Origin of the sequence: Bacillus cereus group sp. BfR-BA-01356 (assembly GCF_022663635.1) — a bacterium.
In the GTDB taxonomy this organism is placed as follows: Bacteria; Bacillota; Bacilli; order Bacillales; family Bacillaceae_G; genus Bacillus_A; species Bacillus_A cereus.
Genome location: NZ_JAKUFX010000033.1, coordinates 33,441 through 46,042, shown reverse-complemented (window position 1 = coordinate 46,042; position 12,602 = coordinate 33,441). Strand labels below are relative to the sequence as shown.

The window sequence follows — 12,602 nt, the reverse complement described above, 5'->3', positions numbered from 1 at the left end:
ATTATCTAGAAATATCTTGAGACGTCCAAGTATTTTCTTTATTACTGGACTCTTATTAGAGAGTAAAACTAAGCCTGAGATAGGGCTTAAATATTAATATACGAGGGGAATAAATATGGATAAATTATATACTGCTTCAGTAACAGCAACAGGTGGAAGAAATGGGAAAGTAGTTTCAGATGATGGCATATTAAATCTTGATGTAAAAATGCCGAAAGCACTAGGTGGTGCAGGCGGAGAAGCAACAAATCCAGAACAACTATTTGCAGCTGGTTATGCAGCTTGTTTCGATAGTGCATTACAACTTGTCATTCGTACAAAACGTGTGAAAGTAGAAAGTACAGAAGTAACTGCTCACGTTTCTATCGGAAAAGATACAGATGGTGGTTTCGGCCTATCTGCTGTACTTGATGTACATGTGGCTGGCGTTTCACATAGCGAAGCACAAGAACTTGTGGAAGCGGCTCACGGTGTATGTCCTTACTCGAAAGCAACACGAGGAAATATTGAAGTTACATTAAACGTACGCTAAAAAATTTAGCAAAACAAAAAAGCGCGACATTCGTCACGCGTTTTTTGTTTTTGTAAATTTATGAATTGCTTTCCACGCTTCTTCTTTTCCAAGTCCTGTTTCAGAAGAGAATAGAACAATTTCATCGCCAATTTCAACAGCAAGCGTTTCTTTTACAACTTTTAAATGCTTTTGCCATTTCCCTTTCGGAATTTTATCGGCTTTCGTCGCAATAATAATTGTTGGGATTTCATAATGCTTTAAGAAATCATACATCATCACGTCATCACTTGTTGGTTGGTGACGTAAATCAACTACTAATACAGCTGCGTCTAATTGTTCACGCGTTGTAAAGTACGTTTCAATCATTTTCCCCCATGCAGCGCGCTCCGATTTAGATACTTTCGCATATCCATAACCTGGAACGTCAACAAAGTGCATCATCTCATTGATTAAGAAAAAGTTCAGCGTTTGCGTTTTTCCTGGTTTAGAAGAAATACGTACTAACTTTTTACGATTTAAAATTTTATTAATAAAGGAAGACTTCCCCACATTTGAACGACCTGCTAATGCAATTTCTGGTAAATCACTGTCTGGATATTGTTCTGGTTTAACAGCACTAATTACAATATCTGCTTTTGTTACTTTCATTGTTTCACTCCTACTAATGCGTGCTCCAATACTTCATCTAAATGAGATGCAAGCACAAACGTAAGGTTTTCTTTTACGCTCTCTGGAATATCATCTAAATCTTTCTCGTTTTCTGCTGGCAAAATAATTTTTGTTAAGCCTGCGCGGTGAGCACTTAATGTTTTTTCTTTTAAACCACCAATTGGTAATACACGACCACGAAGTGTAATTTCACCTGTCATACCCACTTCTTTACTTACAGGAATACCTGTTAGCGCAGAAATAAGTGCCGTTGCCATCGTAATACCTGCTGACGGTCCGTCTTTTGGAACTGCTCCTTCTGGAACGTGAATATGAATATCATTTTTCTCATGGAAATTCGGATCGATCTGAAGCTCTTCTGCACGAGAACGTATATAACTAAACGCAGCTTGTGCTGATTCTTTCATAACATCCCCAAGTTTCCCTGTTAAAATTAGTTTCCCTTTTCCTGGCGCTACAGAAACTTCAATGGCAAGTGTATCGCCGCCTGCTGCTGTGTAAGCTAGACCTGTTGCCATACCAACTTGGTCTGTTTTTTCAGCTTGCCCATAACGGAATATGTGTTTACCAAGTAAATCAACAATCTTTTTCTCTGTCACAACGATACGTTTACGTTCTGCTGTAACGATAATCTTCGCTACTTTACGGCAAACTTTTGCAATTTGGCGCTCTAGCGTACGAACACCAGCCTCACGTGTATAATAACGAATAATCTCAAGCAGCGCTTCATCACGCACTTGTAAATTACCTTTTCGTAAGCCATGTTCTTTTAATTGTTTCGGCAATAAATGCTCACGAGCAATGTGTACTTTTTCAAGTTCTGTATAGCCAGCAATCGAAATGATTTCCATACGGTCAAGTAATGGACCTGGAATACTTGAAAGTGTATTAGCAGTTGCTACAAACATAACTTTTGATAGATCATATGGTTCTTCAATGTAATGATCACTGAAGTTATGGTTTTGTTCTGGATCTAATACTTCAAGTAATGCCGCTGATGGATCTCCACGGAAATCGTTAGACATTTTATCAATCTCATCTAATAAGAAGACTGGATTAACTGTTTTCGCCTTTTTCATACCTTGAATAATGCGTCCTGGCATTGCTCCAACATATGTACGGCGGTGACCACGAATTTCAGATTCATCACGCACACCACCAAGAGATACACGGACGAAGTTACGATTCAATGATGTTGCAATTGAACGCGCTAACGAAGTTTTGCCGACCCCAGGAGGGCCTACTAAACAAAGGATAGGTCCTTTTAATGAATTCGTTAACTTCTGTACAGCTAAATATTCAAGTACACGCTCTTTCACTTTTTCAAGACCGTAATGATCGTTATTTAAAATCTCTTCCGAATGAGCAAGATCAATTATATCTTCTGTTGCCTCTGTCCACGGAAGCGCTAATAACCAATCAATATAATTGCGAATAACACCACTCTCCGCAGAACTTGCTGGTAACTTTTCATAACGATCTAATTCTTTCAGCGCAGCCTTCATTGTTTCTTCCGGCATTCCTGACTGTTCAATTTTCTCACGAAGTTCTTCTACTTCTCCGCCCTTGCCTTCTTTGTCGCCAAGTTCAGTTTGAATCGCCTTCATTTGCTCACGTAAGAAATATTCTTTTTGCGTGCGCTCCATGGAACGTTTCACTTTTTGCCCAATTTTCTTTTCTAGGCTAAGTAACTCTTGTTCATCTTGAATAATTGAAATAAGTGTTTGTAATCGTTCTTTTACAGATACAATCTCTAGAATCTCTTGTTTCTGCTTCGTTTTAATCGGCAAGTGAGAAGCAATTAGATCAGCTAATCTCCCTGGTTCTTCCACATCAGCTACCGTTGCAAATGTTTCATTTGAAACTTTTTTCGAGACTTTAATATATTGTTCGAAATGCTCCAGTAACGTACGCATAAAAGCTTTCTCTTCTAAATCATCTTCTACTTCTTCAGTTACCGTTTTAATAGACACTTGTACTACATTTTCTTCTTCGATAAACTCTATTACTTCTGCTCTATGTAAACCTTCCACAAGGACACGAAGCGTACCGTTCGGCAATTTTAACATTTGCTTCACTTTCGCCACCGTACCTACACTATATATGTCATCTTCTTTCGGATCATCGATATTCATTTCTTTTTGCATTGCTAAAAAGATGATATTTTCATCCATTGCCGCCTGCTCTAGTGCTTGTATCGATTTATCACGTCCTACATCAAGATGCAAAACCATCGTTGGATATACGAGAACGCCTCTTAATGGTAGGAGGGGCACGATTCTTTCGTTCGTATTCATACTAGACATAGCACCTCCATAATAAATTAAACTCCTGTTCAACTATTTTATATTACAATACACCTAGATGCAATTGCTGAGATTCCGCGCAATTGTAAATAGCTTGTTTTTCTACCTCACGAAAAGAAAAAAGACTCCGATTAAGCATACAAACTTAAACGAAGTCTGGCAAATTTTATTATTGTTTATTTTTACATAGATTGTGCATCTGTTTCGTCTACGTGAGTATGTACATCTAGCTCTCTATGCATATTTTCTTGCATAAACGTTAACTCAAATACTTCTTTTAACTTACGGACAGGAATAATTTCAATTCCCTTGATCGTATACAAAAATGGTTGCATATTTTCAGCAGGAATAATGACTTTCTTAGCTCCCGCTTTTTTCGCAGCTTTTATTTTTGCGTACACGCCACCAATAGGTTTTACTTCTCCGTGTATACTTATTTCCCCTGTCATCGCTACTTCATTATTTACATACGTGCGGTGCACCGCAGAATATACACCTGTTGCCATAGCGATTCCTGCAGAAGGTCCATCAATTGGGATACCACCTGGAAAATTAATATGTATATCATATCCTTCTGGCAACACATCTAAAGAACGAAGTACTGTTAATACATTATCAACAGAGCCTTTCGCCATACTTTTACGACGAATCGATTTCGTTTGACTACCAATACTTTCTTCTTCCACAATTCCGGTAACATTTACCGATCCTTTATCTTTCGCCTTGATTGCTGTTACTTCAATTTCTAATAACGCACCTGTATTTGGTCCGTATACAGCAAGACCATTTACAAGACCAATCCTTGGAATCGGATAAATGTGCTTTTCATATTTCGGTGTAAGCTGACTTGAGTGAACAACCCACTCTATATCTTCATCCTTAATGAAAGAACGTTCTTCATTTATCGCCATACCAGCAGAGATTTGCACGAGATTAATCGCTTCTCGTCCATTCCTTGCATACATCCCGATCATTTCAATACCATTTTCACCTATTTGCATTTCCACTTTTTCCGCGGCATTTTTCGCTACTTTTTGAATTTCTTCCGTATCTAATTCACGGAAAAATACTTCTAAGCAACGTGACCGAATAGCAGGAGGAATTTCCTCTGGCGAACGTGTCGTTGCTCCAACTAAGCGAAAATCTGCCGGTAAGCCTTTTTGGAAAATATCATGTATATATGTTGGGATCATCGTATTTTCTTCACTATAGTACGCACTTTCTAAAAATACTTTTCGATCTTCTAACACCTTTAACATTTTATTCATTTGAATCGGATGGAGCTCGCCAATCTCATCAATAAACAAAATACCACCATGTGCATCTGTTACAGCACCTTTTTTCGGTTGCGGAATACCTGCTTGCCCCATCGCCCCAGCACCTTGATAAATCGGATCATGCACCGAACCTATTAAAGGGTCTGCGATACCACGTTCATCAAACCGAGCTGTTGTCGCATCAAGTTCAATAAATGTTGCATTCGTACGAAATGGAGATTTAGGATTTCGTTTCGCTTCTTCTAATACAAGACGTGCTGCCGCTGTTTTCCCAACACCTGGCGGGCCATATATGATTACATGTTGCGGATTCGGACCACAAAGAGCCGCTTTTAACGACTTAATTCCGTCCTCTTGCCCTACAATATCTAAAAAGGTTGTAGGACGCACCTTTTCTGCTAGCGGTTCTGTTAAAGAAATCTCACGCATTTTACGAAGCTGTTCTAATTCTTTTTTCGATTCTCGATCAATTGAAACTTTTTGTGTTCGTTGATTTCGAAGTAAATGCCAGAAATACAATCCGACAATTACACCAAAAACAAGTTGAACAACTAAAAATATATTTGTCCAGCTCATTATTTATTTCCTCCCGCAATATTTTATCTCTTAGTATTTCCGCGGAGGAACGTAGCTAAACATAAAGAAAAACAGCAATTATAAAAATTGCTGTTTCCCTTTCTCATTATGCAGATGTTTTTGTATCAAGTACAGTACCGTCTTGTAACACCAATTTTGGCGGCTCATTATCAGCTACTGTTTCTTTTGTAAGAATACACTTCTCGATATCTTTACGAGATGGAAGTTCGAACATTACATCAAGCATTAAGCCTTCAATAATAGAACGAAGTCCACGAGCACCCGTTTTACGTTCAATTGCTTTTTTCGCAATTTCGATTAGTGCACCTTCTTCAAACTCTAACTCAACATCGTCAAGCTCCAATAATTTTTGGAATTGCTTAACAAGTGCATTTTTCGGTTTCGTTAAAATATCAACAAGAGCATCTTCATCAAGTGGCTCTAGGTTCGCAATAACTGGAAGACGACCGATAAACTCTGGAATTAAACCAAATCTTAAAAGATCCTCTGGTAATACGTAAGATAAAACATGCTTCTCATTTACATCAGCATTTTTCTTCTCAGAACCAAATCCAATTACTTTTTCACCAAGGCGACGTTTAATAATCGGCTCAATGCCATCAAACGCTCCACCACAAATGAATAAGATGTTCGTTGTATCAATTTGAATAAACTCTTGGTGCGGATGCTTACGACCACCTTGAGGTGGAACGCTTGCTACAGTACCTTCTAAAATTTTCAGAAGTGCCTGCTGCACACCTTCACCAGATACATCACGTGTAATTGATGGATTTTCGGACTTACGTGCCACTTTATCAATCTCATCAATATAAATAATTCCTTTTTCCGCTTTCTCTACATCATAATCAGCTGCTTGAATTAATTTTAGTAAGATATTTTCTACATCTTCCCCAACATATCCAGCTTCTGTTAAAGATGTTGCGTCCGCGATTGCAAATGGAACATTTAAAATACGCGCTAAAGTTTGTGCCAGTAATGTTTTACCACTACCTGTTGGCCCGATAAGTGCGATATTACTCTTCGCTAATTCTACATCATCAATTTTGCTGTTAGAATTAATGCGTTTGTAATGGTTATATACCGCTACCGCTAGTGCTTTTTTCGCGCTATCTTGCCCGATGACATACTCATCTAAGATTTCACGAATTTCTACCGGTTTCGGTACATCTTTGAATTCTACTTCTTCGTCCTTCGCAAGCTCCTCTTGTACAATTTCAGTACAAAGTTCGATACACTCGTCACAAATGTAAACACCTGGACCTGCCACTAACTTTCGAACTTGCGTTTGTGTTTTACCACAGAAAGAACATTTTAATTGCCCTTTTTCATCATTAAATTTAAACATATTTTCACACCCCTTACAAAGTGCTAACCTCTTGCCTTCGTATGTACACGATAAATGTATCGTATGTAAATACATATTATGTCACTACGTGGCGAGAAATACAAATAATATGACTAGTTATGTACAAATAAAAAATTTTTAAAACTTTTGAAATATGTATATTCGACTTGTAAAGGAACTTTTCCTTCTCCATCGAAAAGTTTTATAAATATATTTCTATATTTATAAAACAAGGCACGATTTTAATCGTGCCTTGTTATTTTATTATGCAGCGTTTTCTACTAAGAAGTCTACAGCTTTACGCACTTTAAGATCTTCAGCTAAAGCGTCTACGCTTCCAAGAGCTTGCTTGATAGCGTCTACTGGCATACCGTACATTTCAGCCATTTTTTCAACTTCTGCAGTTACCTCTTCTTCAGTAACTTCGATGTTTTCAGCTTCAATGATAGCTTCAAGAACAAGATTGATTCTTACACGTTTTTGTGCATCTTCTTTCATTTGCTCTTTTAATTTGTCAGCATCAGTACCTGTGAATTGGTAGTAAAGCTCAAGGTTCATACCTTGTTGGCTTAAACGTTGCTCGAATTCACGAACCATACGATCTAACTCAGTGTTGATCATAGCTTCTGGAATTTCGATTTCAGCGTTAGCAGCAGCTAATTCTACTACTTCGTCACGTACTTTGTGCTCAGCTTCGTGCTTTTTGCCTTCTTCTAAGTTTATGCGAAGTTTTGCTTTTAATTCATCAAGAGTTGCAACCGCTTCGTCTGCTTCTTTAGCGAACTCGTCGTTTAACTCAGGAAGTTCTTTTGTTTTGATTTCGTGAATTGTTACTTTGAATGTTGCTGGTTTGCCAGCTAATTCAGCAGCATGGTACTCTTCTGGGAATGATACTTCAACGTCTTTAGACTCACCAGATTTAAGACCGATTACTTGCTCTTCGAAACCTGGGATGAATGTACCAGAACCGATTGCTAGAGAGTAGTTTTCGCCTTTTCCGCCTTCAAATGCTTCGCCATCAACGAAACCTTCGAAGTCGATTACAGCTGTATCACCGTTTTCAACAGTTCCTTCTTCTTTAACAACTAGTTCAGCTTGACGTTCTTGTAAAGATTTTAATTCGTTCTCTACATCTTCGTCAGTTACAGTTGTTTCAACTTTTTCTACTGCTAAACCTTTGTACTCACCTAATTTAACTTCAGGTTTCACTGTAACTTTTGCAGTGAAGATAAGGTTAGCATTTTTTTCGAACTTCTCGATGTCGATTTCAGGATGATCAACTGGGAAGATACCAGCTTCTTCAATCGCTTCACCGTATGCTTTTGGTAAAATGATATCTAAAGCATCTTGGTATAAAGATTCAATACCAAAGCGTTGTTCGAATAATGGACGAGGCATTTTTCCTTTACGGAAACCTGGTACGTTAATTGTTTTTACTACTTTTTTGAACGCAGCGTCGATAGAGTTGTTTACTTCTTTAGCATCAACTTCGATTGTTAAAACGCCAACGTTACCTTCTAATTTTTCCCATTTTGTAGACATTTATTCTTTCCCTCCAACTATAATAATGTATGCACATACCTCTATAGATTAAGATCTTCATTATCTCTTTTTTGAAATAACAAATACACAAATAATCCTCTAGCAAAAGCTTTCAGATATAATGTTCCAATCTACTAATTGCCCAGAAGACAACTACGGTATATTTTGTTCGAGAATAATATGAAACATATTAAGTAAGAGAATTACACTTCTCTTCTCTTACAAACAGGCAGTTTTCTGCCTTTTGCAACCCTTACATTATAACATAGAATATGCTCGTTTCAAGAACTGAACGATTCTTTTTCATAATTATACGGGCAAATATCCTTCTCTTTCAACACGTAATAACCATTGATAGGCAATATGAAACTCTTCCAATTCGATATTGTATGCTGCCATAAGCTCTTCTTCATCAATAGCCAATCCGAAACGCTTTCTTCCAATTCTCTCTAAAACAGCTGACCAAATCTCTTCTTTATCCATTAATAGAGCGAATGGGAAAATGCTAATTTGCAATTCTTTCCAATATGTAACCATCGCTTCAAATATATCGGGATAATTTTGCTCTAATCGACTTGATAATTTATGTATAATGTTATTGGATTGCTCCTCATTATGACCTGTAAATGCTGGAATTACCTTAATCGTATTCCCAAACTTTTCTACCTCTATTTCCTCTTCTACCTGACTTTCTATCATTTTATACAAAATAGAAGTTTTCAAATAGGGGTGTTGCTCTTCATCTATTAAAAATTTCTTTAAAACAGGTAATGCAAGATCTAAGTCTTTTAATGAAAGTCGCTGAATCGCTCTTAGCTTCTGTCCAAAGTTTTCTCCAAAAATTTCATTAGTAAACTCATTCAACTCAAAATTTGAATCCACTAGCGATGCGTCTCCCTCATTTAGCATACCTTCTGCAAATAAAGCAAGCTGCGCTAATTTTTCCTTTTGATCAGGCATTATATCATTCGTTTGTAAAACCTTTTCAACAGTTTCAATAACACCTTCATAATCATTTGTTTGAACTAAAATAGTCACGTACGTTTCAAGAATATCACCAAATAAGACAACTCCTGTTTTAAGCAACTGTTCACATTTGTCTTTCGCTTCTTCCATACGTTTTAATTCGAGTAAACAAATAACTGAAGCTAATTCCGTTTGTTCCGTTTCCGCATTATACTGACGTAATATTTCAAAGCAGCGCAATGCATCTTCGAACTTCCGCTCTTTCAACGCTAAAAAACCTTCATCAATATAGCGCTCTGATAGCTGCGGAAACAATACGACCGTATTTTCTTTTTTATCCATACGTCCGCCTCTTTTTCTTGATTTTAATTATGTTCAAAGTAAATATATCAAATGCGTAATGAGAACACAACATCCCCAAATTATTTGTTTGAAATATGAAAATATTTAATTTTTACATTCCAATACGAATAAATCTCTACTAAAAATTAAAATTGTACAAATAAAAATCCCCAGCAACAAACGCAGAGGATTCATCATTAATGGAAAGCTTTTATAATTGTGGGGTATATTACAAGGGTAATAATTTGGAGAACAATAATTGCCATAACAATCATGCTAAAATAGAAGATTGGTTTACTTCGCTTCATTAAAAACATAATAATAAGCATCGTACAAGCAAACAAACTTAAGAAGAACAAACTTGTTGTCGAACTAAGTATACCACTTGGGACAAAGAACAATAACACTACACTACAAGTACCTATAATTCCAAATAACCATTCCATTCATTCACTCATTCCCTTTCCCTCTCATGGCTGTTTTCTCTAAGCAATCAAATGTTTCACAACATCAACTACATACGTTAATTTCTCATACGCTACAAATCCAAAAGCAACCGTTAAGCCCGTTACAACTAATCCTTTCATCATTTCTGCCTCCTCGTTTTATCGTTGTTATCTTCATTATAAAAGATTAGCAATTTGTTACCATCGAACTACCTTACAGTTACCTTACAGAATTGTAAGATTTCAAAAGAGGATAGAAAAACACCTCACATAGCTTGAGGTGCTTTCACGGAATTTCTCTATAATCACTTGCAAAATTAACTTTTTTCTCTTGGTTATTTTTCGGAGAATCCAATCTTAAACTAATAGATTTACTAAATAATTTAGGATCAAAATAATTATTCATTACTTTTCTTAACTTACCTTCAGATATTTTCGTATTACAAGAAAACAAAGGATGAAAATCATGTTAATATATTTTTGTACAATTAAGAATTTAATTTACAAGGGGGATTATATATGTTTAAAAAAATGGCCGCAGATGTATTAGGACTAAGCGATGTAGGTTCTGTTATTACACCTAAAGACTATGATAAGGTCGATGCCGATGATTATGTAATGCATGAAGATGGGGAGAAAATTTACTTTCTAATTAAATCGAAATCAGATGAATATTGCTTCACAAACAAAGGGTTAATTCACTTAGACGGTACAAGCGCAACAAGTAAAAAACGTACACTACGCCGCTTTAGTTATAGCAAATATCAAATTAAAAACGTAGCACTTGAAACTGCAGGAACGATTGATTTAGATGTAGAAATTAAGTTTCAAATGGGCGATGAACATTACTCAATTGATGTTCATAAAAAACATATTGAAGAATTAAAAGATTTATATAAGGCTTTACTTAAAATCGAAGAAATTTCATACGACAACGATATTACATTACAATATGCACATAAAAGTTTAGATATGGCATCTAATGCCTTTAGCCGCATTTCAAACGCACAAGTAAATTTAGCAGAGCAATTTAAAGAAATGAACGAGATTGCCTTTAACTGGCTTGTTGATACGAAGAAACAATATAATGTGAAAGATTATGGTTTTGTATTTGAGAAGTTTATTAATAACTAAACAGAAAACCTTGTTATCAAAAGATAACAAGGTTTTTGTAGCGTACCAGGAGAGATTCGAACTCCCGCTCCGCCCATTTCCGTACTATTTTATATATTTTGATCGCAGTCTTAATATATCTTCTCCTTCGCGAATGCCTGCCGATCCCTTCCTCACATTTTTTACGACAGTCCAATTCGGGTTAGTTTCATCACCGATGTTCTGTACTGTAAAATTGCCATCACCATATTTTCGGTGGCCTTCTGCCAATTTCTCCGTTAAATCATTCTCATTTGATCTCGCCATCTTTGCGCCATCTCCCTTTTTTATACGACCTTCTTAAACCATCTAACCAATCACAGGTCCAGTCAATTGGAGATTCTCGTTTTCCGCTTCTATTAATTGTAACACACTCACAGGGATAAGTTCCGATAACTGCTGCTCAATCGTACTAGAATGGTAAAGAGTTTTATAATATTGTAAGTAAACAATTAAGAGAATCTGGATATGGATTTGAGTTCCATCATAAACCTATTGATTCTTTAAATTAAATAAGAGGAATAGGGCGCATAAATGGTCCTCTTTTTATTTAAGAAAAAGAAGTACATATGCAACTGCTTAATATCAAAGGAAAGGTCGCAAATATTAAGCATGAACTACACTTATAACCCAAACAAAAAACCTTGTTATCAAAAGATAACAAGGTTTTTTTAGCGTCCCAGGAGAGATTCGAACTCCCGACCGTACGCTTAGAAGGCGTATGCTCTATCCGGCTGAGCTACTGGGACATGGAGCGGGTGAAGAGAATCGAACTCTCGACCAGAGCTTGGAAGGCTCTTGTTTTACCACTAAACTACACCCGCATATGTTATTTTCTTTTCTTCGTTAGCGCCGTTGCCCTATCGACAATATTTATTATATGTATAACCACACATAAAGTCAACACCTTTTTTAAAAGAGGATAAATTTTCTTATCCTCTTTTAAAAACTGCCTGTTCAACTAGTTGTCCGTCTAACGTTTCAAAACGAACTTCCATTTGATTTTCATCCATTTCTAATAAAGCAAATGTCTTTTCTACACGCTGACGTGGTAATAAAATACTGCCTGGATTAATAAATAAAACGCCCTCGATTAATTCCGCACCTAATACGTGAGAATGTCCGAAGCATGCAACTTGTGCTCCCACTTCTTCAGCATGGTACGCTAGCGTTTGTAATGTCATTTTCACATTATGGCGATGTCCATGCACAACTAAGAAGCGAATTCCATCTACATCAGTTACAATTTCATCTTGAAAGTTAGCATAATCACAGTTTCCTTTTACAACATGGAAACCTTGCAGTTCTTCATGAGCAGATGTTAGCTCTGAATCACCGCAATGAATCATGATATCTACTTTCCCTTCATACTTCTCTTTCAACTGCTGTAATTCCTTCACAGAGCTATGACTATCGCTTACGATTAAAGCTTTCATCATTCTCTCT

General features: G+C 36.6%; 11 protein-coding genes, 2 tRNA genes and 1 pseudogene. 3 read left to right on the top strand and 11 right to left on the bottom strand.

What is annotated here, in order from left to right:
- Positions 1-115 precede the first annotated feature (115 nt).
- The gene (locus tag MR168_RS13985) at positions 116-532 is read left to right on the top strand and encodes an organic hydroperoxide resistance protein (protein ID WP_000359781.1); all 417 of its coding nucleotides are present in this window, start codon (positions 116-118) and stop codon (positions 530-532) included.
- A gap of 33 nt (positions 533-565) precedes the next feature.
- Here the strand turns inward: MR168_RS13985 and ysxC are convergent, their stop codons facing one another.
- The 7 genes from ysxC to MR168_RS13950 form a co-directional block, all read right to left on the bottom strand.
- On the bottom strand, positions 566-1,162 hold the full coding sequence (ysxC, locus tag MR168_RS13980) for a ribosome biogenesis GTP-binding protein YsxC (RefSeq protein WP_000869116.1): 597 nt from the start codon (positions 1,160-1,162) through the stop codon (positions 566-568).
- Positions 1,159-3,489: an endopeptidase La gene (gene lon, locus MR168_RS13975; RefSeq protein WP_000097285.1), complete on the bottom strand. Its 2,331-nt coding sequence runs from the start codon at positions 3,487-3,489 to the stop codon at positions 1,159-1,161. Before lon ends, ysxC begins: the two co-directional genes overlap by 4 nt.
- Positions 3,490-3,671: 182 nt before the next feature.
- Positions 3,672-5,342, bottom strand: coding sequence for an ATP-dependent protease LonB (gene lonB, locus MR168_RS13970; protein ID WP_000119170.1), 1,671 nt, complete (start codon positions 5,340-5,342; stop codon positions 3,672-3,674).
- A gap of 106 nt (positions 5,343-5,448) precedes the next feature.
- Positions 5,449-6,708 (bottom strand): ATP-dependent protease ATP-binding subunit ClpX, encoded by a 1,260-nt coding sequence (clpX, locus tag MR168_RS13965; protein ID WP_242291395.1) that lies wholly within the window; start codon positions 6,706-6,708, stop codon positions 5,449-5,451.
- Between the two features lie 264 nt (positions 6,709-6,972).
- Entirely contained in the window at positions 6,973-8,250 is a 1,278-nt protein-coding gene (gene tig / locus MR168_RS13960) for a trigger factor (protein WP_242291394.1), read from the bottom strand.
- A gap of 309 nt (positions 8,251-8,559) precedes the next feature.
- The gene (locus tag MR168_RS13955; protein ID WP_242291393.1) at positions 8,560-9,558 is read right to left on the bottom strand and encodes a hypothetical protein; all 999 of its coding nucleotides are present in this window, start codon (positions 9,556-9,558) and stop codon (positions 8,560-8,562) included.
- 197 nt (positions 9,559-9,755) lie between these two features.
- A complete protein-coding gene (locus MR168_RS13950) occupies positions 9,756-10,004 on the bottom strand; it encodes a hypothetical protein (protein ID WP_001983650.1) in 249 nt (82 codons plus the stop codon).
- Positions 10,005-10,523: 519 nt separating this feature from the next.
- Between MR168_RS13950 and MR168_RS13945 the strand changes: the two genes are divergently transcribed.
- Complete coding sequence (locus tag MR168_RS13945) at positions 10,524-11,138, top strand: PH domain-containing protein (RefSeq protein WP_000473869.1); 615 nt, start codon at positions 10,524-10,526, stop codon at positions 11,136-11,138.
- Between the two features lie 84 nt (positions 11,139-11,222).
- Here MR168_RS13945 and MR168_RS13940 read toward each other — a convergent pair whose 3' ends face one another.
- On the bottom strand, positions 11,223-11,423 hold the full coding sequence (locus MR168_RS13940; protein WP_000124460.1) for a hypothetical protein: 201 nt from the start codon (positions 11,421-11,423) through the stop codon (positions 11,223-11,225).
- Between the two features lie 152 nt (positions 11,424-11,575).
- Here MR168_RS13940 and MR168_RS33900 point away from each other — a divergent pair.
- A pseudogene (locus MR168_RS33900) lies at positions 11,576-11,668 on the top strand (DUF6572 domain-containing protein); the annotation flags it as partial.
- Positions 11,669-11,831: 163 nt separating this feature from the next.
- On the opposite strand, the gene MR168_RS13935 reads toward MR168_RS33900, so the two are convergent.
- From MR168_RS13935 to MR168_RS13925, 3 genes are all read right to left on the bottom strand, one after another.
- A tRNA-Arg gene (locus MR168_RS13935) sits at positions 11,832-11,905 on the bottom strand.
- Position 11,906: 1 nt separating this feature from the next.
- Positions 11,907-11,980 (bottom strand) — tRNA-Gly (locus MR168_RS13930).
- A 108-nt stretch (positions 11,981-12,088) separates the two neighbouring features.
- Positions 12,089-12,592, bottom strand: a complete 504-nt coding sequence (locus MR168_RS13925) for a metallophosphoesterase (RefSeq protein ID WP_000645511.1) — start codon at positions 12,590-12,592, stop codon at positions 12,089-12,091.
- Between the last annotated feature and the right edge of the window lie 10 nt (positions 12,593-12,602).

Bases quoted from the DNA above. Each gene is read 5' to 3' on its own strand.
- MR168_RS13985 (WP_000359781.1), top strand. From the start codon at position 116: ATGGATAAATTATATACTGCTTCAGTAACAGCAACAGGTGGAAGAAAT.
- ysxC (WP_000869116.1), bottom strand. From the start codon at position 1,162: ATGAAAGTAACAAAAGCAGATATTGTAATTAGTGCTGTTAAACCAGAA.
- lon (WP_000097285.1), bottom strand. From the start codon at position 3,489: ATGTCTAGTATGAATACGAACGAAAGAATCGTGCCCCTCCTACCATTA.
- lonB (WP_000119170.1), bottom strand. From the start codon at position 5,342: ATGAGCTGGACAAATATATTTTTAGTTGTTCAACTTGTTTTTGGTGTA.
- clpX (WP_242291395.1), bottom strand. From the start codon at position 6,708: ATGTTTAAATTTAATGATGAAAAAGGGCAATTAAAATGTTCTTTCTGT.
- tig (WP_242291394.1), bottom strand. From the start codon at position 8,250: ATGTCTACAAAATGGGAAAAATTAGAAGGTAACGTTGGCGTTTTAACA.
- MR168_RS13955 (WP_242291393.1), bottom strand. From the start codon at position 9,558: ATGGATAAAAAAGAAAATACGGTCGTATTGTTTCCGCAGCTATCAGAG.
- MR168_RS13950 (WP_001983650.1), bottom strand. From the start codon at position 10,004: ATGGAATGGTTATTTGGAATTATAGGTACTTGTAGTGTAGTGTTATTG.
- MR168_RS13945 (WP_000473869.1), top strand. From the start codon at position 10,524: ATGTTTAAAAAAATGGCCGCAGATGTATTAGGACTAAGCGATGTAGGT.
- MR168_RS13940 (WP_000124460.1), bottom strand. From the start codon at position 11,423: ATGGCGAGATCAAATGAGAATGATTTAACGGAGAAATTGGCAGAAGGC.
- MR168_RS13925 (WP_000645511.1), bottom strand. From the start codon at position 12,592: ATGAAAGCTTTAATCGTAAGCGATAGTCATAGCTCTGTGAAGGAATTA.